Raw genomic sequence first — 20,576 nt, forward strand, 5'->3', positions numbered from 1 at the left:
AGGCTATTGCTGTCCGGTCGCAATCGGCGCCAGACACAGATCGAGGCCATTACAGCCTCGATTTGAAACAAATCAGTTAACAGCATACATCGTCCTGTGGCGAGGGAGCTTGCTCCCGCTGGGGCGCGAAGCGGCCCTGATCTTTGTTTAAAAAGACTGGGACTGCTGCGCAGTCCAGCGGGAGCAAGCTCCCTCGCCACGATGACCGTGTTTGCAGTTCCTGGAACTAGCCCGGTACGCGGCGGATTTTCGCGCCGAGCATCTGCAGCTTCTCTTCGATGCACTCGTAACCACGGTCTATGTGGTAGATGCGGTCGATCAGGGTGTCGCCGTCAGCGCACAGCGCCGAAATCACCAGGCTGGCGGAGGCACGCAGGTCGGTAGCCATCACTGGCGCGCCCTTGAGCTTCTCGATGCCGGTCACGATGGCAGTGTTGCCTTCGACCTGGATCTTGGCGCCCATGCGGTGCAACTCGTACACGTGCATGAAGCGGTTTTCGAAGATGGTCTCGATCACAGCGCCGGTGCCTTCGGCAATCGCGTTCAGGGAAATGAACTGCGCTTGCATGTCGGTCGGGAACGCAGGGTACGGAGCGGTACGCACGTTGACGGCTTTTGGCCGCTTGCCGTGCATGTTCAGCTCGATCCAGTCTTCGCCGGTGGTGATCTCGGCGCCAGCTTCCTTGAGTTTTTCCAGGACGGCTTCAAGGATGGTCGGATCGGTGTCCTTGACCTTGACGCGGCCACCGGTAACGGCAGCAGCCACCAGGTAGGTACCGGTCTCGATGCGGTCCGGCATCACTTTGTAGGTGGCCGAATGCAGGCGTTTCACACCGTCGATGGTGATGGTGTCGGTGCCGGCGCCGGTAATGTTGGCACCCATGGCGATCAGGAAGTTCGCCAGGTCGACCACTTCCGGCTCGCGCGCGGCGTTTTGCAGCACGCTGCGGCCGTTGGCCAGGGCAGCGGCCATCATGATGTTCTCGGTACCGGTCACGCTGACGGTATCAAAGAAGAAGTTCGCGCCACGCAGGCCGCCTTCCGGCGCCTTGGCCTTGATGTAGCCGCCTTCGACGTCGATGGTTGCGCCCATGGCTTCGAGGCCACGGATGTGCAGGTCCACCGGACGCGAACCGATGGCGCAACCGCCAGGCAGTGCGACTTCGGCTTCGCCAAAACGGGCAACCATCGGGCCCAGCACCAGGATCGAGGCACGCATGGTTTTCACCAGTTCGTACGGCGCGATCAGGGTCTTGATGGTGCGCGGGTCGATTTCGACGCTGAGTTTCTCGTCGATCACCGGCTCGATGCCCATGCGACCGAACAGCTCGATCATGGTGGTGATGTCGTGCAGGTGCGGCAGGTTGGCCACGGTAACCGGGCCATCGCACAGCAAAGTCGCTGCCAGGATCGGCAGGGCGGAGTTCTTCGCCCCGGAAATACGGATCTCGCCATCAAGACGAGCACCGCCGGTAATAATCAATTTATCCATAAGAATCTCGACGCCTTGGGGGCTCAGGTGCGCTCGGCCCAGGCCGCGCGGCTGAAAAATTTCATAGTGACCGCATGGATGCTGCCATCGGTGATCCACGGGTTCAAATGGGCATAGATCTGCTGCTGACGCTTGACCGGGCTCAATGCCGCCAGTTCATCGCTAATCACGTTCAGCTGGAAGTTGCAGCCTTCGCCCTCAACTTCAACATTAGTTTGGGGCAGCTTTCCTTCAAGGAAGCTTTTAACTTCTAGGGCCTGCATGATCAACCTCTATGGGCGCCCAGTGCGCGCGGGTCGCACATCATACAAAAAAGCCCCGCGCCTGCGAACCCCGCATAGCAGGACTCTGACGGGGGGCTTCTTTAATAATGTGTATTAAGGATGCGCCAACAGCTCGGTCAGACCGGAAACCTCGGCGATTTCACGCATGTCTTCGGGCAATGCACGGATGCTCACCGGCTTTTTGACGGCCTGTGCATCACGCATGAAACACAGCAGCAACGACAAGCCGACGCTGCTGGACTTGACCACCGCCGAGCAATCCAGCACCAGCGCGGACGCAGTGCTGGCATTGATCAGCGCCTGGCCCTGCTTGCGCAGGGCTGGCCCGGTGCTGTAATCCAGCACGCCGCTGAGCAGCAGCTCACCGGACTCGCCAAGGCGAATGGCCGACTCGGTCATTGGGCAGGTTTCCCGGCAGCTTTGTCGGTTTCTTCCTTGGCCTTGGCCACTTCACCGGCCCAACCGTTGATGGTTTTGTCCAGGTCGTTGCCATTGCGCTGCATGGCGTCCGCGAACTGGTCACGGAACAGCTTGCCAATGTTGATACCGTTGATGACGACGTTACGCAGTTTCCACTCGCCATTGATCTTCGTCAGGGTGTAGGACACCGGATACACCGCGCCATTGCTGCCCTTCACGGTCATGCCGACTTCGGCACGGTCACCCGTTTCGGACTTCGGCGCATCAACCGTAATGCCCTGGTTGTTGTACTCGAGCAATGCGTTACCATAGAACTGGAACAGCCCGCGCTTGAAGTTTTCCTGGAAGCGGGTCATCTGCTCAGGCGTCGCCTTGCGCGAGTACTTGACGGTCATGATGCTTTTGGAAATGCCTTCAGCATCCACCACTGGGCCGACAATCGTATTCAGCGCGTTATAAAACTGACTCGGGTCTTGCTTGTACTTTTCCTTGTTGGCACTCAGGTCGGCCAACATCTTGGTGGTCGTATCCTGCACCAGGTCATGCGCAGAACCGCCGGCAGCGGCGTTAGCCATCAACGGCAGTGCCGCGAGCAGTACCAACAGGCCACGTCGCAAAGTAGAGATCATGAACACATTCCTCATTTGGCGTCTTTATTGACGGTATTGAGCAGGAATTTACCGATCAAGTCCTCCAGCACCAACGACGACTGTGTGTCATGAATGGTCGAACCATCCTTGAGCAGAGCTGTTTCCCCGCCCACGCTGATGCCGATGTACTTCTCGCCCAGCAAACCAGCGGTGAGGATAGACGCGGTGGAGTCAGTCGGCAGGTTATCCACCTTCTTGTCCACTTGCATCGTCACTCGGCCGGTGAAGCTGTCGCGGTCCAGATCGATCGCCGTGACCTTGCCGATGGTTACACCCGCCATGGTCACTTTAGCTCTGACAGTCAAACCGGCGATATTGTCGAAGTAGGCGTAAAGTTTATAAGTATCGGCGGTGGGGCTGGCCGATAGGCCGCTGACTCGCAGGGCGAGCAACAGTAAAGCCAGGATGCCAGCCAGCAAGAAAAGGCCGACACCGATTTCCACAGTGCGGTTTTGCATCAGAAATCTCCAAACATCAAGGCGGTCAAAATGAAGTCAAGGCCCAGTACCGCCAGCGAGGCGTACACAACGGTCTTGGTGGTGGCGCGACTGATCCCTTCTGAGGTGGGCTCACAGTCATAGCCTTGGAATACGGCAATCCAGGTCACTACAAAGGCGAAAACGATGCTTTTAATGATGCCGTTTAGCACGTCGCCGCTGAAGGTCACGCTGTTTTGCATGTTGCCCCAGTAGGAACCGTCGTAGACGCCCAACCAGTCAACCGCCACCCATGAACCGCCCCAGATCCCGACCACGCTGAATACCATCGCCAGCAGTGGCAGGGAGATGAAGCCGGCCCACAGGCGCGGGGCAACAATGTACTTGAGTGGATCGACGCCGATCATTTCCAGGCTGGACAGCTGCTCGGTAGCCTTCATGTTGCCGATTTCGGCCGTCAGCGCAGAACCGGCACGCCCGGCAAACAGCAGCGCGGTCACCACCGGGCCCAACTCACGTAACAGCGTCAGCGCAACCATCTGCCCTACCGCCTGCTCGGAACCGTAGCTGGACAGGATATTGAAGCCTTGCAGCGCCAGCACCATGCCGATGAATACCCCGGAGACCACAATGATCACCAGGGACATCACACCCACGGAGTGCAGTTGCTTGATCAGCAAGCCAAAACCGCCGCCAATACCGCCGCGGCCGAGCAACGCATGAAACAGGAAAATCGTCGAACGGCCCAGCACACCGATGATATCGATGCCGGAGCGTCCGAAAAGGCGAACCTTTTCGAGTAAAGATGTCTTGCGCATCAGCGCTTCCCCAGAAGATCTGAGCGGTAGTCCGCTGCCGGAAAGTGAAAAGGCACCGGGCCATCGGGATCGCCGGTCATGAATTGGCGAATGCGCGGGTTATCAGCGTTCATCAGCTCTTCAGGCGTGCCCTGCCCCAACACCTGGCCATCGCCTACTACATAAAGGTAGTCGGCAATGCTCGCGGTCTCGGCCAGGTCGTGGGAGACCACGATACTGGTGATACCCAACGCATCGTTGAGCAGGCGGATCAGGCGCACCAGGACGCCCATGGCAATCGGGTCCTGGCCAACGAAAGGTTCGTCGTACATGAGAATTTGCGGGTCGAGGGCGATGGCACGGGCCAGGGCGACACGACGCTTCATGCCACCAGACAACTCGTCGGGCATCAAATCGATGGCGCCGCGCAGCCCTACGGCCTGCAATTTCAGCAACACGATGTCACGAATCATTTCATCGGACAGCTGTGTATGCACCCGCAGCGGGAACGCTACGTTTTCGAAAACGTCGAGGTCGGTAAACAACGCACCACTCTGGAACAACACGCCCATGTGCTTGCGCGCATCGAACAGGTCGCTGCGCGAGAGCGTTGGCAGATTCTGGCCATTGACCCAGACTTCACCGGCAGACGGGCGCAATTGCATGCCCATCAGGCGCAGCAGCGTCGTCTTGCCACAGCCGGACGGCCCCATGATGCCCGTGACTTTGCCGCGGGGAATGCGAATATCCACATTATTGAAGATGCTGCGCGTACCGCGCTTGAAGGAAAGACCCTTCAGCTCGACCGCGTAGGCGTTATCGGCACTCATCTAAACTCCTTGGGATGCAGCCTTTCACTCAGACACCTTGTTTTCGACAAATGCTTGCGCCGAATAGACAAAAAAGCTGCGCGGACCGAACTGGCGGCGAACTATATCACTGCTGGTACAGCGCCCCCAAGGCCGGAACAGAGCTTGTTCAGAAACAGGACAGCTAAAAAAACCTTGCTGAGGTTCAATCTCAACCACGGGTGTAATGAATAAAGCCTGACGAACTTGCGTGAGGGAATTGATCATTACCGCTATAATCGCCGACTTTTCGTCAGGCTATACGATTTCAGACATGAGCCAATCCAGCGACCTTATCCAATCCGCACAACGCACCATCCGCCTCGAGCTCGAAGCCGTAGAAGGCTTGCTGGCCCATATCGACGCGGATTTCGTACGCGCATGCGAGATGATTCTGGCCAGCAAAGGCCGTGTTGTCGTGGTCGGCATGGGCAAATCCGGGCATGTTGGCAACAAGATCGCCGCCACCCTGGCGAGCACCGGGACCACCGCTTTTTTCGTACACCCCGCCGAAGCCAGCCATGGCGACATGGGCATGATCACCCGGGACGACATCATCCTGGCACTGTCCAACTCCGGTACCACCAACGAAATCGTGACCCTGCTGCCGCTGATCAAGCGCATGGGCATTCAGCTGATCAGCGTGACCGGCAACCCGGACTCGACGCTGGCAAAAGCCGCCGAAGTGAATTTGAACGTGCACGTTGCCCACGAGGCCTGCCCACTGAACCTGGCACCGACCTCCTCCACCACCGCCGCCCTGGTGATGGGCGACGCGCTGGCCGTGGCCTTGCTGGAAGCCCGCGGGTTTACCGCCGAAGACTTCGCATTTTCCCATCCGGGTGGCGCCCTGGGCCGCCGACTGCTGCTGAAAGTGGAAAACGTGATGCACGCCGGCGACGAGCTGCCACAAGTCGCGCGCGGCACCCTGCTTAAAGATGCCTTGATGGAAATGACACTCAAGCGCCTGGGCATGACCGTGATTCTGGAGTCCGACGGGCGCCTGGCCGGAGTTTTCACCGACGGTGACCTGCGCCGCACCCTGGACCGCAACCTCGACATCCAGACGGCAACCATCGACGAAGTCATGACGCCCCACGGCAAGACCGCACGCCCTGACATGCTCGCGGCCGAAGCGCTGAAGATCATGGAAGACCATAAAATTCTGGCGCTGGTGGTGGTCGATAGCGACGACCGCCCGGTAGGCGCCCTGAACATGCACGATTTGCTGCGTGCAGGAGTGATGTAAATGACCACCGACCTGTTGCAACGGGGCAAGCACATCAAGCTGGCGATTTTCGACGTCGACGGTGTGCTGACAGATGGCCGCCTGTACTTCCTGGAAGACGGCAGCGAATTCAAGACGTTCAACACCCTCGACGGCCAGGGCATCAAGATGCTGATGGCGGCGGGCGTGCAAACCGGCATCATCAGCGGTCGCAAGACGCCAGTTGTGGAACGCCGCGCACAAAACCTGGGGATTCCTCACCTGTATCAGGGCCGCGAGGATAAACTGGTGGTTCTGGACGAGCTTCTTGGCCAACTCAACCTAAGCTATGAGCAGGTTGCCTACCTCGGTGACGACTTACCCGACCTGCCGGTGATTCGCCGGGTCGGCCTGGGCATGGCTGTGGCCAACGCGGCGGCGTTCGTTCGCGAGCATGCCCATGGTGTGACGACAGCCCGCGGCGGCGAAGGCGCCGCCCGCGAGTTCTGCGAACTGATTCTGCGCGCCCAAGGCAGCCTCGAAGCGGCCCACGCCGCCTACCTATAGAGCGTTTTATGCTGAGTAAAAAGATTCGCAATTTCCTGATATTTGCCATCATCGCCGCCGTATTTCTCGCGGTCGGTTACTGGAATATCAGCCCGGAGCGCTTCCTCGACAAGCCTGTTGCACAGGTTGACGAGAGCGCTATCGACTATTACGCCATCAACGCCCACAGCACTCAGTACCTGCCGGATGGCAAGGTTCAGTATGAAATGACCTCCGACAAGGTCGAACACTTGAAGGCATCCGAGGTCACCTTATTGACCAAGCCGGACATGAACCTGTATCGCGGTGCCGAATTTCCGTGGCACGTCACCAGCGAGCGTGGCGAAGTCAACCCGGACGGCACCCAAGTGGAATTGATTGACTCGGTTCGCGTAGCCCGTACCGACGCCAAGGACCGCGCCACCATTATTACCAGCAGTCGCATGACCGTATTCCCACAGAAGCAATATGCGCAGACCGAGCAAGACGTTAGAATTGACGGCGCTGGCGGTGTATCGACTGGCAAGGGAATGAAAGCGTATTTGAAAGAAAGCAGGATACACCTGCTATCGAACGTAAGAGGACAGTATGAGGCTCGTTAAAACCCTCCCTATTTTGCTCGGCCTGGGCGCAGCACTGGGAAGCGTGAGCGCCTGGGCTCTGCCGAACGATAGCCAGCAACCGATCCACATTCAGGCTGACGATGCGCAGCTGGATGACAAGCAAGGTATCGCGACCTACACCGGCAGCGTGATCATCACCCAAGGCTCGATGAAAGTGACGGGTAATACCGTGACACTGACTCGCACCCCGGCAGGCGATATCGACGTGGTCACTTCGGTCGGCAACCTGGCGTACTTCGAACAACTGCAGAAAGTCGGCGACCCTACTCCGGTCAAAGGCTACGGCAAGACGATCCAGTACCACGCCCAGCAAAACCGTATCGTGCTGATCGACCAGGCCCGCGTCATCAATGACGGCAACACCACCGACGGCGAAAAAATCGTCTACGACACGGTGAAGCAGATTGCCCAGGCCGGTCGTGCCACCGGTTCGAAAATCAGCACGCCGAAGCCGCGTATCGACATGGTTATCCAGCCGAAGCAGAAACCGGGCGCAGCCCAGCCGGCGCCGAAACCTGACGCGAAGAAGGCGAATTAATGGCAACCCTGAAAGCCCAGCATCTGGCCAAGGCCTATAAAAGCCGTCAGGTCGTGCGCGATGTCAGCCTGTCGATCGACAGCGGGCAGATCGTCGGCTTGCTCGGCCCCAACGGTGCCGGCAAGACCACCTGCTTCTACATGATCGTCGGCCTGGTACAGGCCGATCAAGGCCGCGTCCTGATCGACGACCTGGACGTAAGCCACCAGCCTATGCACGGTCGTGCACAGGCGGGTATCGGCTATCTTCCCCAGGAAGCATCGATCTTCCGCAAGCTGTCGGTTTCCGACAACATCATGGCCATCCTCGAGACCCGCAAGGAACTCGACCGCGCCGGGCGCAAGAAAGAGCTGGAAAGCCTGTTGCAGGAATTCCACATCAACCACATTCGCGACAACCTCGGCATGAGCCTTTCCGGCGGCGAGCGTCGTCGTGTGGAAATCGCCCGCGCCCTGGCCACTGCGCCGAAGTTCATCCTGCTGGACGAACCTTTCGCCGGTGTCGACCCGATCTCGGTCGGTGACATCAAGCAGATCATCCATCACCTCAAGGCCAAGGGCATCGGTGTATTGATCACCGACCACAACGTCCGCGAGACCCTCGATATCTGCGAAACCGCGTATATCGTGAACGATGGACAGCTGATTGCCGAAGGTGACTCCGCCACTATCCTGGCCAACGAACTGGTCAAGGAAGTGTATCTGGGTCACGAGTTCCGCCTGTAAACACGGTGGTATCAGGCCATTCGCCATGGAGTGCGGTAGTCAATAAAAACCTCATTATTTTTATTGTTACCGCGCTCTAGGCAAAGCCCCCGATATCAGGCATATAATTTGCTTATGTTTGGCGCTCACGCGCCCTGTCGTGGATGGCGCATTGCGCCGGCGAATAAGGTGTTAAGCCCCTGCCATGAAACCATCGCTAGTCCTGAGAATGGGCCAGCAGCTGACGATGACACCTCAGCTGCAACAGGCCATCCGCCTGCTCCAATTGTCGACCCTGGACCTGCAACAGGAAATCCAGGAGGCCCTGGAGTCCAATCCGATGCTCGAACGCCAGGAAGAAGGCGACGACTTCGATAATGCAGACCCGCTGGCCGACAACATCGAGCAAAAACCCAATCCCGACGTACAGGAACCCTCCTACCAGGAAACCGCCCCCACGGTGGATAACCTTGAGGAAGGCGAATGGAACGAACGCATTCCCAACGAGCTTCCCGTGGACACCGCCTGGGAAGACGTCTACCAGACCAGCGCCAGCAGCCTGCCGAGCAACGATGATGACGAGTGGGATTTCACCACCCGCACGTCCGCCGGCGAGAGCCTGCAGAGCCATTTGCTCTGGCAACTGAACCTGGCCCCGATGTCCGACACCGATCGCCTGATCGCCGTGACCCTGATCGATTGCATCAACAATCAGGGCTACCTGGACGAGACCCTTGAGGAGATCCTCGAGGCCTTCGACCCGGAACTGGACATCGAACTGGACGAAATCGAAGCCGTCCTGCACCGCATCCAGCAATTCGAGCCAGCCGGCATCGGCGCACGCACCCTCAGCGAGTGCCTATTGCTGCAACTGCGCCAATTGCCGGCCAAGACCCCTTGGCTCGCCGAAGCGCAGCGCCTGGTTACCGACTACATCGACCTGCTGGGCAGCCGCGACTATAGCCAGCTGATGCGCCGTATGAAGCTCAAGGAAGATGACCTGCGCCAGATCATCGAGCTGGTGCAGAGCCTCAATCCGCGCCCGGGCTCGCAGATCGAGTCCAGCGAAGCCGAATACGTCGTGCCCGACGTCATCGTGCGCAAGGACAACGAACGCTGGTTGGTGGAGCTGAACCAGGAATCGGTGCCGCGCCTGCGGGTCAACCCGCAATACGCAGGTTTTGTACGCCGCGCCGACACCAGCGCCGACAACACCTTCATGCGCAACCAATTGCAGGAAGCCCGCTGGTTCATCAAGAGCCTGCAAAGCCGCAACGAAACCCTGATGAAAGTCGCCACCCAGATCGTCGAGCACCAGCGCGGCTTCCTGGAATACGGCGATGAGGCGATGAAGCCGCTGGTACTGCACGACATCGCCGAGGCGGTGGGCATGCACGAATCAACGATTTCCCGGGTGACCACGCAAAAATTCATGCATACCCCACGGGGTATTTATGAACTGAAATACTTTTTCTCCAGCCACGTCAGCACCTCCGAAGGCGGCGAATGCTCGTCCACGGCGATCCGCGCGATCATCAAAAAACTGGTTGCCGCGGAAAATCAGAAAAAGCCGTTGAGTGACAGCAAGATCGCTGGTTTACTGGAGGCACAAGGCATTCAGGTCGCCCGTCGAACCGTCGCCAAGTACCGCGAGTCCCTTGGGATCGCGCCTTCCAGCGAGCGTAAACGTTTGATGTGACGGGCGGGCCATAGCGTTCCAGTGGCGGGTATTCCTACCCGTCGCTTTATGCACTGGCAACGAAGGAGAAGCTGTATGCAAGTCAACATCAGTGGACACCATGTAGAAGTCACCCCTCCATTGCGCGAATACGTCGAGCTGAAGCTGAGGAAGCTTGAGGGCCATTTCGACAAGATCACCAACGTGCAGGTCATCATGAAGGTCGACAAGCTTCAGCAGAAAATCGAAGCGACACTTCAGATACCTGGTGGCGAAGTGGTCGCCAATGCCGAACATGAAGACATGTATGCATCAATCGACTTGCTCACAGACAAGCTTGACCGCCAACTTAAAAAGCATAAGGAAAAGCAGCAGAGCCTTCTTCAAGGCACTGGCCGCTAACACTCCCCACCCATGATCCGACTTGAAACCATCCTGACCCCCGGCCGTTCCCTCGTGAACGTGCCGGGCGGCAGTAAAAAGCGCGCCCTCGAACAAATTGCCAACCTGATCGGCCGCGAAGTGCCCGAAATGGATACGCAAGCTGTGTACGAGGCCCTGATTGCCCGTGAAAAGCTCGGCTCGACCGGCTTTGGCAACGGCATCGCCATTCCTCACTGCCGCCTGCAAGGCTGTGAGTCTCCAGTCAGCGCCCTGCTGCACCTGGACGCCCCTATCGATTTCGACGCCATCGACGGCGCCCCGGTTGACCTGCTGTTTGTACTGCTGGTCCCGCAAGCCGCCACCGATGCGCACCTGGAACTGCTTCGGCAGATCGCCAGCATGCTCGACCGCAAAGAAGTACGCGACAAACTGCGCAGTGCCCCCAGCAATGAGGCGCTCTATCAGGTTGTTCTGGATGAACAAAACGGGCAGTAATCATGCGTTTGATCATCGTCAGCGGCCGTTCCGGCTCAGGTAAAAGCACGGCTCTCAATGTCCTTGAGGACAACGGCTTCTATTGCATCGACAACCTGCCCGCTGGCCTGCTGCCGGAACTGGCGGAACGCGCACTGATTCACACTGAGCTGGCGCAACCGCTGGTCGCCGTATCGATCGACGCCCGCAACCTGCCCAGCCACCTCACCCGCTTCCCGGAGCTGCTCGAAGAAGTGCGGGCCAAGCACATTCATTGTGATGTGCTGTACCTGGACGCCGATGAAGAGACGCTGCTCAAGCGCTTCTCCGAAACCCGTCGACGCCACCCGCTGAGCAGCCCGCATCGTTCGCTGGCCGAAGCCATTGAGGACGAGACCAAGCTGCTGGGGCCGATCATTGACCTGGCCGACCTCAAGATCAACACCACCAGCCTGAACCTGTATCAACTGCGGGATGCGATCAAGCTGCGCCTGCTGAATCAGCCGGAGCCGGGCACCGCTTTCCTGGTGGAGTCGTTTGGCTTCAAGCGCGGCATGCCGGTGGATGCCGACCTGGTGTTTGATGTGCGCTGCCTGCCCAACCCGTACTGGAAGCCGGAACTGCGCGATCAGTCCGGGCTGGACCAACCGGTGGCCGATTACCTGGCGGCGCAACCGGATGTGGAGGAAATGTTCCAGGACATCTCCAGCTACCTGCTCAAGTGGCTGCCGCGTTTTGCGGCGAGCAATCGGGCTTATGTCACCATCGCCATTGGCTGCACCGGCGGCCACCACCGTTCCGTCTACCTGACCGAACGCCTGGGCCAGGTGCTGCAACAAACCCTCAAGAACGTCCAGGTTCGCCACCGCGACCTCAGCTGAAAGGAACACCTCCGCGATGCCCGCTCTGGAAATTGAAATCATCAACAAGCTGGGCCTGCACGCCCGGGCCTCGGCCAAGTTCGTCGGCGTCGCCGGGCAATTCCCTTGCCAGATTCGCGCGGGACGCACCCCCGAATCCATGGTCGACGGCAAAAGCATCATGGCCATGATGATGCTGGCTGCGGGCAAGGGCACGAAGATTCATCTGAAGACCGAAGGCGAGCAAGAGCAGGAAGCGATGGATGCGCTGGTGAAGTTGATCAATAACTACTTCGATGAAGGCGAGTAAACCCGCCTTCATGTGACCGAGTGAAGCCGGATGCGGCTTCACCCCAATGCTGTATCCATCACCATCATCAAGCAGAACCCGATACACAGCCCCAAGCTGGCGAGTTTGTCATGGCCATTGCGCCGCGACTCGGGAATGACTTCGTGAGTCACCACCAGCAGCATCGCCCCCGCCGCCAGTGCCAGCCCCAACGGCAACAGCACCTCCGCCAGGCTTACCAGCCAGGCACACAGCACCGCAAACACCGGCTCCACCAAGCCTGACGCCGCGCCGATCAGGAACGCCTTGACCCGCGACATCCCCGCGCCGGCCAACACCAACGCAATCACCAGACCTTCCGGCACATCCTGCAAGGCAATGCCCATGGCCAAGCTGTCAGCGTCAGGCATACCACCGCCCGCCGAGACCCCCACCGCCATGCCTTCGGGAATGTTGTGGGCAATGATGGCGAACACAAAGAGCCAGATGCGCGGTGGTATCACCGGATGCTCCGGGCTCCCCACCAGCATTTCCGGGCTGGCGCCGGAGACCTTGCGATCCACCAGATACAACCCGAATGCGCCCAGCATGATGCCGAAACTGATCAAGCCGCTGGCAGCCCAAGGCGTCAGCCCCAGGCTTTCAGCCGACGCGATACCCGGCACGATCAGCGAAAACGCGGTCGCCGCCAGCATCACCCCGGCACCGAAACCGAGCAGCGTGTCATTCACCGCCAATGGCATCCGGCGAATCACCAGTACCGGCACGGCGCCCAAGGCAGTGCCAAGCGCGCAAATGGCGCCTCCCTCCAAGGCTCGCAGGATGCGGGGTTCCAGGTCCAGCCAGGCCAGCCCTTGGGCCACCAGCAATGCAGTTCCTGCCAATAGCAGCAGCGAGCCAAACGCATAGCGAAACATTCGCACGCTGCTGATCGCCAGTGTTTCAGTGCCCATAGTCGGCCTTAGATCTTGTTATAGAGGAGTTTCAGCCCAGCGCAGCCTGGTAGCGTCCGGCAACTTCAGGCCAATTGATAACGCTGTAGAACGCATTGATGTATTCCGGGCGGCGGTTTTGATACAGCAGGTAATAAGCGTGCTCCCAGACGTCCAGGCCGAGGATTGGCGTGTTGCCGTTCATCAGCGGGCTGTCCTGGTTGCCGCTGCTTTCCACCACCAAGGTCTTTTGCGGGGTAACGCTCAACCACGCCCAGCCACTGCCGAAACGGGTCAAGGCGGCTTTGGTGAACGCCTCTTTGAAGGCGTCGAAACCACCCAACTGCTCGTCGATGGCTTTGCCCAGCGCACCGTCCGGTTTGCCGCCGCCCTTGGGCGACATAACGGCCCAGAACAACGAATGGTTGGCGTGACCGCCACCCTGGTTGATCACCGCCGCCCGGAGCTTTTCCGGCAGTTGCTGCACACTGGACACCAGTTTCTCTACAGGCCAACCGGCAAACTCGGTGCCTTCGACGGCCGCGTTGAGGTTGTTGATGTAGGTCTGGTGGTGCTTGGTGTAGTGGATCTCCATGGTTTGCGCGTCGATATGCGGTTCAAGGGCATCGTAGGCGTAAGGCAGGGCCGGCAAGGTGTAGGACATATCAATGAGCTCCATAAAAAGGGCTGTTGCGGGTCGACGCATCCGATGGCGCCACGTTGCTGCCCAGCAGGCGGTGGGTACGTGGGTACTCACCGTGATCGCTGATGAAATTCAGCAGTTCGACGTAGGTCTTGCTGCTCTGGCGCAATGCCGCTTCCCGCAATAGCGGGTTCAGGCGGGTGTCCTGCATGGTCTGCAACAGGCGCTGGTGAATGGCGCAGAGGTATTCCGCGCTTTCTTCCGGCTGGTTCAGGCGCAGGTGCAGGTCGGCCAGGTTGTGATGGGAAATGACGCAAGCCGCCACCGCTTCGTCGGCGTCCGCCCAGCGCTCAAACAACACTTGAGCCAGGGCCAGGGCTTGCAGATAGGCCTCGCGGGCATCTACCAGCTCACCCGCCATAAAGCAGCGATTGGCCCGTTCGATCGTGCGTTTCCAGTGCTCCATGGTGAACCTCCAAAGCAGGGTCGGTGATTACACGCCGCCAGCCGTGAGCTTTTCCGGATCCAGCAGGATTTCCAGTTGGCTGCGGGGCAAGTCGGTGTGTTCGAGCGCCACGTCAATCACCGGGCGGCCTTGTTGATAGGCCTTCTTGGCGATTTCGGCGGCCTTTTGGTAACCGATGATCGGGTTGAGTGCGGTCACCAGGATCGGGTTGCGTGACAGCGCTTCCTTGAGCTTGGCTTCGTTGACCTTGAAGCTGGCAATGGCCTTGTCGGCCAGCAGGCGGCTGGAGTTGGCCAGCAATTCCAGGCTGCTGAGCAGGTTCTGGGCAATGATCGGCAGCATCACGTTGAGTTCGAAGTTGCCGGACTGGCCGGCGATGGTGATCACCGTGTCATTGCCGATGACTTGTGCGGCAACCATGGCGGTGGCTTCCGGGATCACCGGATTGACCTTGCCGGGCATGATCGAGGAGCCCGGTTGCAGTCCTTCCAGCTCGATTTCACCGAGACCGGCTAATGGGCCGGAGTTCATCCAGCGCAGGTCGTTGGCGATTTTCATCAAGGACACGGCGGTGGTCTTGAGCTGCCCGGAGACCGCGACGGCGGTGTCCTGGGAGCCAATCAGGGCAAACAGATTCTTGCCTGGTGTGAACTGGACCCGGGTCAAACTGCTCAGTTGCTGGCTGAAGCGCGCCGCAAACTCCGGATGCGCATTGATCCCGGTGCCGACGGCAGTGCCACCCTGGGCCAGCGCCTGCAAACTTGGCAGCAGGTCTTGCAGATGGCCGATATTGGCCTTGAGCTGTTGGGCCCAGCCGTTGAGCACCTGGCTCATGCGCACCGGCATGGCGTCCATCAGGTGAGTGCGCCCGGTCTTGACGAAGCGGTGCACCTCTTCAGCCTTGTGTTCGATCACCTGTACCAGGTGCAGCAGTGCCGGGAGGGTTTGCTCATGCAACACCAGCGCCGCGCTGACGTGAATGGTGGTCGGGATGATGTCGTTGCTGCTCTGGCCGCAGTTGACGTGATCGTTGGGGTTGACCGGCTCCCCCAGCAAGCGGCTGGCGAGGGTCGCAATCACTTCGTTGGCGTTCATGTTGGAACTGGTGCCAGAGCCGGTCTGGAAGATATCCACCGGGAAGTGCTGCATGAAGTCACCTTCCAGCAAGCCTTGGGCAGCATCGACGATGGCCTTGCCTTGGGCTTCGCTCAGTTGTTGCAGCTCAACGTTAGCCTTGGCCGCCGCAGCCTTGGCCAGGATCAGCGCACGAATGAACTGCGCCGGCATGCGCTGGTGGCTGATGGGAAAGTTGTTCACCGCACGCTGGGTTTGCGCGCCATACAAGGCCTCGGCGGGCACTTGCAGTTCGCCCATGCTGTCACGTTCGATACGGGTGTTACTCATCGGAAGATCCTTGCACCAGGTCAGAAACAGAAATGGACGGCAGCAATTCGCAGGTCGCCAATTGCCAGGCAAAGCTCTGCCAGCGCTTGAGGCGGCAGGCACAGTGGGAAAGTTTTTCCAGGTCGCGCAACGGGCGCCAGGCCTGGTCCAGGCACATGGACCGCCAGTGCCAGGGCAAGGCGATGTCGGAGGCGGTGTCGAGCAGCAGGCGGAATGAGGTTTCGCCGATAGTCCACGGGTGGGTCGCGGTGCAACAGGCGAGGTACCGGCCTTCGGCCAGGTAATGTTCGATCAGGCGGGGCTCGTCGGGATCAAGGCCGCAGCGAATCTGACGACTCATCCAACGCCAGCTTTCCAGGTAGGGATCCTCATGCAGGACAGAACTCATGATCCACACTCACTCGGTAATGATATTTATTATTAAATGATATTGAGAATCAAAACAAGAGCCTGAACAAATCCCTCGGAATTCCAGGCACAAAAAAAGGCGCGTCATCCAATGGATGGCGCGCCTTTTTTACAGCGTCTTTCGGCGGGTTAGCTGCCGGCGACGGTCATCTTCTCGATCAACACCGAACCGGTGCGGATGTTGCTGCGCAGTTCCAGGTCATTACCCACTGCGACAATCTGCTTGAACATGTCGCGCATATTGCCGGCGATGGTCACTTCCTGCACCGCGAACTGAATCTCGCCGTTTTCTACCCAGAAACCCGCCGCGCCACGAGAGTAGTCGCCCGTAACCATGTTCAAGCCATGGCCCATCAACTCGGTGACCAGCAAGCCACGCCCCATGCGCCGCAGCAGCGCCGCCTGGTCTTCATCGCCATGGGTGATGAACAGGTTGTGCACGCCGCCGGAGTTGGCGGTGCTTGGCAGGCCGAGCTTGCGACCGGCGTAAGTACCCAGCACGTAGGACACCAACTCACCGTTCTCGACGAACGGCTTGGCATAGGTCGCCAGGCCATCACCGTCAAACGACGAGCTACCCATGGCGCGCATCAGGTGCGGGCGCTCATCGATGGTCAGCCATTCCGGGAACAGCTTCTGGCCAATCGCACCCTCGAGGAACGACGACTTGCGGTACAGGTTGCCGCCGGAAATCGCCCCCAGGAAACTGCCGAACAAACCGCCGGCCAGTTCCGCCGAGAACAACACCGGCACTTCACAGGTCGGTACCGGGCGTGCGCCGAGGCGGCTGGCAGCACGTTGCGCGGCACGCTGGCCGATACTCACCGGGTCCGCCAGCAAATCGCCCTGGCGGTTCACGTCGTACCAGTAATCACGCTGCATCTGGCCATTGGCTTCGGCGATCATCACGCAGCTCAGGCTGTGACGCGTCGAGGCATAACCGCCGATGAAGCCGTGGCTGTTGCCATACACGCGGCAACCCTGATGGGTGCTCAAGGTGGTGCCATCGGCATTTTTGATCCGGCTGTCGGCATCAAATGCCGCCGCTTCACAGGTCAGTGCCTGTTCAATCGCCTGCTCCGGGGTGATGTCCCAGGCATGAAACAGGTCAAAATCCTTCAAGTCCCGAGCCATCAGGGCTGCATCTGCCAGGCCCGAGCTTTCATCTTCAGACGTGTGCTTGGCAATCGCCAGTGCGGCAGCGACGGTTTCGCGAATCGCTTCCGGGCCACTGGCGGAGGTGCTGGCCGAGCCTTTGCGCTGGCCCACGTACAAGGTGATGCCAAACCCCTGGTCGCGGTTGAACTCAACGGTTTCCACTTCCCGCTGGCGTACCGATGTCGACAACCCCTGCTCCAGGGACACCGCCACTTCACAGGCACTGGCCCCCTGGCGCTTGGCCTCGGCAATGATCTGCTCGACTTGTTCCTGCAGTGCCGGTAACGCTTGCGGACCGACGCTTTGGGTTGCACTCATGGTTTTCTCCACTCAAATTCTGCTTTCGGTTAAGGCCTTCTAGCGACCGGGCCGGACAAGCGGCCCCCGACTGGTTATCATGGCGGCGTTTCTTTGCGGACTGCCACCATGGTTGATTCTTACGACGACTCCCTCGATGGGGAGAAAAGCAAATCTCAGGTCAAACGCGAGCTGCATGCTCTGGTTGACCTCGGCGAGCGCCTTACAACACTCAAGCCTGACTTGTGTGCAAAACTGCCATTGACCGACGCCCTGCGCCGGGCTCTGAACGATGCGCCCAAGCACACCGCGAATATCGCGCGTAAACGGCACCTCATGTTTATCGGCAAACTGATGCGCGACCAGGACACTGACGCCATTCTGACTTTGCTCGATCAACTCGATGCCTCCACTCGCCAGTACAACGAGCGTTTCCATAACCTGGAACGCTGGCGTGATCGCTTGATCGCCGGCGATGACGCGGTATTGGAGAAGTTCGTCATCGAGTACCCGGATGCCGATCGCCAACAATTGCGCTCCCTGATCCGTCAGGCCCAGCACGAACTGGCGCAAAGCAAGCCACCGGCCTCCAGCCGAAAAATCTTCAAATACATCCGTGAGCTGGACGATAGTCAACGCGGCCTGCGCTGACCCTCTTCCCCGGGTGGCGACCTTCGCCACCCGAAGCTCCCGTTCTTACGACCCCGTGCCACCCACGGTGATCGCATCAATTTTCAAGGTTGGCTGGCCGACACCCACCGGCACCGACTGGCCATCTTTCCCGCACGTCCCCACACCGCTGTCCAGCGACAGGTCGTTACCGACCATCGACACCTTGCTCATGGCTTCAGGGCCGTTGCCAATCAACGTTGCCCCTTTGACCGGCGCGGTGATCTTGCCGTCTTCGATCAAGTACGCCTCGCTGGTGGAAAACACGAACTTGCCGCTGGTGATGTCCACCTGCCCACCACCGAGGTTGGCGCAGTAGATACCGCGTTTCACCGAGGCGATGATTTCGGCCGGGTCGCTTTCGCCACCGAGCATGTACGTATTGGTCATGCGCGGCATCGGCAAGTGCGCATAGGACTCGCGACGACCGTTACCGGTGCGGGCCACGCCCATCAGGCGGGCGTTGAGCTTGTCTTGCATGTAGCCCTTGAGCACACCGTTTTCGATCAGTGTGGTGCACTCGGTCGGGGTGCCTTCGTCATCGACGCTCAGCGAACCACGACGCCCGGCCAGGGTGCCGTCATCGACGATGGTGCAGAGCTTGGACGCAACCATCTCGCCCATGCGCCCGCTGTAGGCGGAACTGCCCTTGCGGTTGAAGTCACCTTCCAGGCCGTGGCCCACAGCTTCATGCAGCAGCACGCCGGACCAGCCGGACCCCAGCACCACCGGCAACGTACCGGCCGGCGCGGGGATCGCTTCCAGGTTAACCAGCGCCTGGCGCAGCGCTTCACGGGCATAACCCATGGCGCGGTCTTCGGTGAGGAAATAACGGTAGTCGGTACGCCCGCCGCCGCCATGGCCACCGCGCTCGCGGCGGCCGTTCTGTTCAACGATCACGCTGACATTGAAACGCACCAGCGGCCGCACATCCGCCGCCAGGCCGCCATCGGTGGAGGCCACGAGAATGCGTTCCCACACGCCGGCCATGCTTACGGTGACTTGCTGGATACGCGGGTCCAAGGCGCGGGTCGCGGCGTCTACACGCTTGAGCAGCTCGACCTTTTCGGCGCGGCTGATCACTTCCAGAGGGTTATCCGGCGCATACAACTGGGCCACGTCCTGGGTGCTGAACGCCTGCACCGTACCGTTTTGGCCGGCGCGGGAGATCGAACGCGCCGCGCGAGCCGCCAGGCCCAGGGCTTCAAGGGTGATGGCGTTGCTGTAGGCAAAACCGGTTTTTTCACCGGACTGCGCACGCACGCCCACACCTTGGTCGAGGTTGAAACTGCCTTCCTTGACGATCCCGTCTTCCAGGGCCCAAGACTCGGAAATCTGCCCCTGGAAATACAGGTCGGCAGCATCGATGCCTGGCCCGGCCAGATCACCGAGGACCGTTTGCAAGCTTTCGATGGTCACGCCACCGGGCGCCAGGAGATGTTCACTGACTGAGGACAACAACTCGCTCATAGGTTTGGCCTTAAATTCATCGTTCTGAAGCAGGTCGCTGCGCGCCCTGCGAGAAAAAGCGCCGGTGGCCCGCCACCGGCATGCGCGTCCGTATCGACGCCTGTTCACTGCTATCGCGCTCGGCCAACAACACCGCTTCGCCTTGATCCTGTTGTGCCAGCACGCGCCCCCAAGGGTCGATGATCGCTGCATGCCCGAAGGTTTCCCGGGGCCCCGGATGCACGCCACCCTGGGCGGCCGCCAGCAGGTAGCACTGGGTCTCAATGGCCCGGGCACGGATCAGCACGTCCCAGTGCGCAGCCCCCGTTACCGCCGTAAAGGCCGAGGGCGCGGTGATCAGTTCGGCACCCGCCGCGCGCAATTCGCTGTACAGCTCCGGGAAGCGCAAGTCGTAACACACTGTCAGCCCCAGACGGCCGACTGGCGTATCCGCCACCACCACCTGGCTACCATGAGCATAGTCATCGGATTCACGATAACGACCCCGGGCATCGGCCACGTCGACATCAAACAGGTGCAGCTTGTCGTAACGGGCAACGATTTCGCCCTGATCATCGATCAGCAACGAGCAGGCATTGGACTTGGCGTTGGGTTGATCCTTTGGAGGCAGCGGCAAAGTGCCGGCCACTATCCATAAGGTGAGGTCGCGGGCGGTCTGTTTCAACCATGGCAGGATAGGACCTTCGCCCAAGGCCTCGGCGCGACCGATATCGGCCACATCGCGACGGCCCATGGCGGCGAAGTTTTCCGGGAGTACCGCAAGCCTTGCACCACCCGCCGCCGCTTGCTCCAGCAGGCGCCGGGCCTGGGCCAAGTTGGCCAGCACATCGCTTTGGCTGACCATTTGGATTACCGCAAAGGACATGGGCCTACACTCCAGAAAAGGCATGAGGCCATG

Annotated in this window: 27 protein-coding genes; 11 read left to right on the plus strand and 16 right to left on the minus strand. The window is 59.8% G+C overall.

What is annotated here, in order from left to right; all coding sequences use genetic code 11:
* Nucleotides 1–226 precede the first annotated feature (226 nt).
* The 8 genes from murA to SNL23_RS22415 form a co-directional block, all read right to left on the minus strand.
* A complete protein-coding gene (gene murA / locus SNL23_RS22380; protein WP_003216140.1) occupies nucleotides 227–1,492 on the minus strand; it encodes a UDP-N-acetylglucosamine 1-carboxyvinyltransferase in 1,266 nt (421 codons plus the stop codon).
* A 23-nt stretch (nucleotides 1,493–1,515) separates the two neighbouring features.
* Nucleotides 1,516–1,755, minus strand: a complete 240-nt coding sequence (locus SNL23_RS22385; protein WP_010170570.1) for a BolA family protein — start codon at nucleotides 1,753–1,755, stop codon at nucleotides 1,516–1,518.
* A gap of 114 nt (nucleotides 1,756–1,869) precedes the next feature.
* Nucleotides 1,870–2,175 carry an STAS domain-containing protein gene (locus SNL23_RS22390; protein WP_010170571.1) on the minus strand — a complete coding sequence of 102 codons (306 nt, stop codon included), beginning with the start codon at nucleotides 2,173–2,175 and terminating at the stop codon, nucleotides 1,870–1,872.
* Complete coding sequence (locus SNL23_RS22395; protein ID WP_076014423.1) at nucleotides 2,172–2,825, minus strand: MlaC/ttg2D family ABC transporter substrate-binding protein; 654 nt, start codon at nucleotides 2,823–2,825, stop codon at nucleotides 2,172–2,174. The genes SNL23_RS22390 and SNL23_RS22395 overlap by 4 nt, the downstream gene beginning before the upstream one ends.
* 11 nt (nucleotides 2,826–2,836) lie before the next feature.
* Complete coding sequence (gene mlaD, locus SNL23_RS22400; RefSeq protein ID WP_010170575.1) at nucleotides 2,837–3,304, minus strand: outer membrane lipid asymmetry maintenance protein MlaD; 468 nt, start codon at nucleotides 3,302–3,304, stop codon at nucleotides 2,837–2,839.
* Complete coding sequence (gene mlaE, locus SNL23_RS22405; RefSeq protein ID WP_003216131.1) at nucleotides 3,304–4,101, minus strand: lipid asymmetry maintenance ABC transporter permease subunit MlaE; 798 nt, start codon at nucleotides 4,099–4,101, stop codon at nucleotides 3,304–3,306. Before mlaE ends, mlaD begins: the two co-directional genes overlap by 1 nt.
* A complete protein-coding gene (locus SNL23_RS22410; protein ID WP_003216128.1) occupies nucleotides 4,101–4,910 on the minus strand; it encodes an ATP-binding cassette domain-containing protein in 810 nt (269 codons plus the stop codon). The genes mlaE and SNL23_RS22410 overlap by 1 nt, the downstream gene beginning before the upstream one ends.
* Before the next feature lie 24 nt (nucleotides 4,911–4,934).
* Nucleotides 4,935–5,156 carry a hypothetical protein gene (locus SNL23_RS22415; protein WP_143503553.1) on the minus strand — a complete coding sequence of 74 codons (222 nt, stop codon included), beginning with the start codon at nucleotides 5,154–5,156 and terminating at the stop codon, nucleotides 4,935–4,937.
* Between the two features lie 46 nt (nucleotides 5,157–5,202).
* Between SNL23_RS22415 and SNL23_RS22420 the strand changes: the two genes are divergently transcribed.
* From SNL23_RS22420 to SNL23_RS22465, 10 genes are all read left to right on the plus strand, one after another.
* Nucleotides 5,203–6,177, plus strand: coding sequence for a KpsF/GutQ family sugar-phosphate isomerase (locus SNL23_RS22420; RefSeq protein WP_318303544.1), 975 nt, complete (start codon nucleotides 5,203–5,205; stop codon nucleotides 6,175–6,177).
* Nucleotides 6,178–6,702 carry a KdsC family phosphatase gene (locus SNL23_RS22425; RefSeq protein WP_087692862.1) on the plus strand — a complete coding sequence of 175 codons (525 nt, stop codon included), beginning with the start codon at nucleotides 6,178–6,180 and terminating at the stop codon, nucleotides 6,700–6,702.
* Between the two features lie 8 nt (nucleotides 6,703–6,710).
* Nucleotides 6,711–7,283, plus strand: coding sequence for an LPS export ABC transporter periplasmic protein LptC (gene lptC, locus SNL23_RS22430; protein ID WP_318303545.1), 573 nt, complete (start codon nucleotides 6,711–6,713; stop codon nucleotides 7,281–7,283).
* The gene (gene lptA / locus SNL23_RS22435; RefSeq protein WP_023659193.1) at nucleotides 7,270–7,842 is read left to right on the plus strand and encodes a lipopolysaccharide transport periplasmic protein LptA; all 573 of its coding nucleotides are present in this window, start codon (nucleotides 7,270–7,272) and stop codon (nucleotides 7,840–7,842) included. The genes lptC and lptA overlap by 14 nt, the downstream gene beginning before the upstream one ends.
* Nucleotides 7,842–8,567 (plus strand): LPS export ABC transporter ATP-binding protein, encoded by a 726-nt coding sequence (gene lptB / locus SNL23_RS22440; protein WP_003216119.1) that lies wholly within the window; start codon nucleotides 7,842–7,844, stop codon nucleotides 8,565–8,567. Before lptA ends, lptB begins: the two co-directional genes overlap by 1 nt.
* Nucleotides 8,568–8,751: 184 nt before the next feature.
* Nucleotides 8,752–10,245 (plus strand): RNA polymerase factor sigma-54, encoded by a 1,494-nt coding sequence (locus tag SNL23_RS22445; RefSeq protein ID WP_026078000.1) that lies wholly within the window; start codon nucleotides 8,752–8,754, stop codon nucleotides 10,243–10,245.
* A gap of 75 nt (nucleotides 10,246–10,320) precedes the next feature.
* A complete protein-coding gene (hpf, locus tag SNL23_RS22450) occupies nucleotides 10,321–10,626 on the plus strand; it encodes a ribosome hibernation-promoting factor, HPF/YfiA family (protein WP_017477729.1) in 306 nt (101 codons plus the stop codon).
* A 12-nt stretch (nucleotides 10,627–10,638) separates the two neighbouring features.
* Nucleotides 10,639–11,103, plus strand: coding sequence for a PTS IIA-like nitrogen regulatory protein PtsN (gene ptsN, locus SNL23_RS22455; RefSeq protein ID WP_017477730.1), 465 nt, complete (start codon nucleotides 10,639–10,641; stop codon nucleotides 11,101–11,103).
* 2 nt (nucleotides 11,104–11,105) lie between these two features.
* The gene (gene rapZ / locus SNL23_RS22460) at nucleotides 11,106–11,963 is read left to right on the plus strand and encodes an RNase adapter RapZ (RefSeq protein WP_027604814.1); all 858 of its coding nucleotides are present in this window, start codon (nucleotides 11,106–11,108) and stop codon (nucleotides 11,961–11,963) included.
* Nucleotides 11,964–11,979: 16 nt separating this feature from the next.
* Nucleotides 11,980–12,252, plus strand: coding sequence for an HPr family phosphocarrier protein (locus SNL23_RS22465; protein ID WP_017138240.1), 273 nt, complete (start codon nucleotides 11,980–11,982; stop codon nucleotides 12,250–12,252).
* A 38-nt stretch (nucleotides 12,253–12,290) separates the two neighbouring features.
* Here the strand turns inward: SNL23_RS22465 and SNL23_RS22470 are convergent, their stop codons facing one another.
* From SNL23_RS22470 to pmbA, 6 genes are all read right to left on the minus strand, one after another.
* Complete coding sequence (locus SNL23_RS22470; protein WP_318303549.1) at nucleotides 12,291–13,184, minus strand: ZIP family metal transporter; 894 nt, start codon at nucleotides 13,182–13,184, stop codon at nucleotides 12,291–12,293.
* 31 nt (nucleotides 13,185–13,215) lie between these two features.
* Nucleotides 13,216–13,827, minus strand: a complete 612-nt coding sequence (locus SNL23_RS22475; RefSeq protein WP_076014428.1) for a superoxide dismutase — start codon at nucleotides 13,825–13,827, stop codon at nucleotides 13,216–13,218.
* Between the two features lies 1 nt (nucleotide 13,828).
* Nucleotides 13,829–14,272 (minus strand): hypothetical protein, encoded by a 444-nt coding sequence (locus SNL23_RS22480; RefSeq protein ID WP_003216099.1) that lies wholly within the window; start codon nucleotides 14,270–14,272, stop codon nucleotides 13,829–13,831.
* A gap of 27 nt (nucleotides 14,273–14,299) precedes the next feature.
* Nucleotides 14,300–15,676 carry a class II fumarate hydratase gene (locus SNL23_RS22485; protein ID WP_318303552.1) on the minus strand — a complete coding sequence of 459 codons (1,377 nt, stop codon included), beginning with the start codon at nucleotides 15,674–15,676 and terminating at the stop codon, nucleotides 14,300–14,302.
* A complete protein-coding gene (locus SNL23_RS22490; RefSeq protein ID WP_318303553.1) occupies nucleotides 15,669–16,064 on the minus strand; it encodes a FagA protein in 396 nt (131 codons plus the stop codon). Before SNL23_RS22490 ends, SNL23_RS22485 begins: the two co-directional genes overlap by 8 nt.
* A 149-nt stretch (nucleotides 16,065–16,213) precedes the next feature.
* Nucleotides 16,214–17,560 (minus strand): metalloprotease PmbA, encoded by a 1,347-nt coding sequence (gene pmbA / locus SNL23_RS22495; RefSeq protein ID WP_076014431.1) that lies wholly within the window; start codon nucleotides 17,558–17,560, stop codon nucleotides 16,214–16,216.
* 108 nt (nucleotides 17,561–17,668) lie between these two features.
* Here pmbA and yjgA point away from each other — a divergent pair, with 108 nt between their 5' ends.
* Nucleotides 17,669–18,190, plus strand: coding sequence for a ribosome biogenesis factor YjgA (yjgA, locus tag SNL23_RS22500; protein WP_003216092.1), 522 nt, complete (start codon nucleotides 17,669–17,671; stop codon nucleotides 18,188–18,190).
* Nucleotides 18,191–18,235: 45 nt separating this feature from the next.
* Here yjgA and tldD read toward each other — a convergent pair whose 3' ends face one another.
* Together tldD and SNL23_RS22510 are read right to left on the minus strand one after the other, a co-directional pair.
* Complete coding sequence (tldD, locus tag SNL23_RS22505; protein ID WP_010170608.1) at nucleotides 18,236–19,678, minus strand: metalloprotease TldD; 1,443 nt, start codon at nucleotides 19,676–19,678, stop codon at nucleotides 18,236–18,238.
* A 16-nt stretch (nucleotides 19,679–19,694) separates the two neighbouring features.
* On the minus strand, nucleotides 19,695–20,543 hold the full coding sequence (locus SNL23_RS22510) for a carbon-nitrogen hydrolase family protein (protein WP_008437218.1): 849 nt from the start codon (nucleotides 20,541–20,543) through the stop codon (nucleotides 19,695–19,697).
* Between the last annotated feature and the right edge of the window lie 33 nt (nucleotides 20,544–20,576).

Source organism: Pseudomonas sp. SED1 (genome assembly GCF_034044025.1).
Taxonomy (GTDB): domain Bacteria; phylum Pseudomonadota; class Gammaproteobacteria; order Pseudomonadales; family Pseudomonadaceae; genus Aquipseudomonas.

Coding starts and splice junctions, on each gene's coding strand:
- murA (WP_003216140.1), bottom strand. CDS start 1,492: ATGGATAAATTGATTATTACCGGCGGTGCTCGTCTTGATGGCGAGATC.
- SNL23_RS22385 (WP_010170570.1), bottom strand. CDS start 1,755: ATGCAGGCCCTAGAAGTTAAAAGCTTCCTTGAAGGAAAGCTGCCCCAA.
- SNL23_RS22390 (WP_010170571.1), bottom strand. CDS start 2,175: ATGACCGAGTCGGCCATTCGCCTTGGCGAGTCCGGTGAGCTGCTGCTC.
- SNL23_RS22395 (WP_076014423.1), bottom strand. CDS start 2,825: ATGATCTCTACTTTGCGACGTGGCCTGTTGGTACTGCTCGCGGCACTG.
- mlaD (WP_010170575.1), bottom strand. CDS start 3,304: ATGCAAAACCGCACTGTGGAAATCGGTGTCGGCCTTTTCTTGCTGGCT.
- mlaE (WP_003216131.1), bottom strand. CDS start 4,101: ATGCGCAAGACATCTTTACTCGAAAAGGTTCGCCTTTTCGGACGCTCC.
- SNL23_RS22410 (WP_003216128.1), bottom strand. CDS start 4,910: ATGAGTGCCGATAACGCCTACGCGGTCGAGCTGAAGGGTCTTTCCTTC.
- SNL23_RS22415 (WP_143503553.1), bottom strand. CDS start 5,156: ATGATCAATTCCCTCACGCAAGTTCGTCAGGCTTTATTCATTACACCC.
- SNL23_RS22420 (WP_318303544.1), top strand. CDS start 5,203: ATGAGCCAATCCAGCGACCTTATCCAATCCGCACAACGCACCATCCGC.
- SNL23_RS22425 (WP_087692862.1), top strand. CDS start 6,178: ATGACCACCGACCTGTTGCAACGGGGCAAGCACATCAAGCTGGCGATT.
- lptC (WP_318303545.1), top strand. CDS start 6,711: ATGCTGAGTAAAAAGATTCGCAATTTCCTGATATTTGCCATCATCGCC.
- lptA (WP_023659193.1), top strand. CDS start 7,270: ATGAGGCTCGTTAAAACCCTCCCTATTTTGCTCGGCCTGGGCGCAGCA.
- lptB (WP_003216119.1), top strand. CDS start 7,842: ATGGCAACCCTGAAAGCCCAGCATCTGGCCAAGGCCTATAAAAGCCGT.
- SNL23_RS22445 (WP_026078000.1), top strand. CDS start 8,752: ATGAAACCATCGCTAGTCCTGAGAATGGGCCAGCAGCTGACGATGACA.
- hpf (WP_017477729.1), top strand. CDS start 10,321: ATGCAAGTCAACATCAGTGGACACCATGTAGAAGTCACCCCTCCATTG.
- ptsN (WP_017477730.1), top strand. CDS start 10,639: ATGATCCGACTTGAAACCATCCTGACCCCCGGCCGTTCCCTCGTGAAC.
- rapZ (WP_027604814.1), top strand. CDS start 11,106: ATGCGTTTGATCATCGTCAGCGGCCGTTCCGGCTCAGGTAAAAGCACG.
- SNL23_RS22465 (WP_017138240.1), top strand. CDS start 11,980: ATGCCCGCTCTGGAAATTGAAATCATCAACAAGCTGGGCCTGCACGCC.
- SNL23_RS22470 (WP_318303549.1), bottom strand. CDS start 13,184: ATGGGCACTGAAACACTGGCGATCAGCAGCGTGCGAATGTTTCGCTAT.
- SNL23_RS22475 (WP_076014428.1), bottom strand. CDS start 13,827: ATGTCCTACACCTTGCCGGCCCTGCCTTACGCCTACGATGCCCTTGAA.
- SNL23_RS22480 (WP_003216099.1), bottom strand. CDS start 14,272: ATGGAGCACTGGAAACGCACGATCGAACGGGCCAATCGCTGCTTTATG.
- SNL23_RS22485 (WP_318303552.1), bottom strand. CDS start 15,676: ATGAGTAACACCCGTATCGAACGTGACAGCATGGGCGAACTGCAAGTG.
- SNL23_RS22490 (WP_318303553.1), bottom strand. CDS start 16,064: ATGAGTTCTGTCCTGCATGAGGATCCCTACCTGGAAAGCTGGCGTTGG.
- pmbA (WP_076014431.1), bottom strand. CDS start 17,560: ATGAGTGCAACCCAAAGCGTCGGTCCGCAAGCGTTACCGGCACTGCAG.
- yjgA (WP_003216092.1), top strand. CDS start 17,669: ATGGTTGATTCTTACGACGACTCCCTCGATGGGGAGAAAAGCAAATCT.
- tldD (WP_010170608.1), bottom strand. CDS start 19,678: ATGAGCGAGTTGTTGTCCTCAGTCAGTGAACATCTCCTGGCGCCCGGT.
- SNL23_RS22510 (WP_008437218.1), bottom strand. CDS start 20,543: ATGTCCTTTGCGGTAATCCAAATGGTCAGCCAAAGCGATGTGCTGGCC.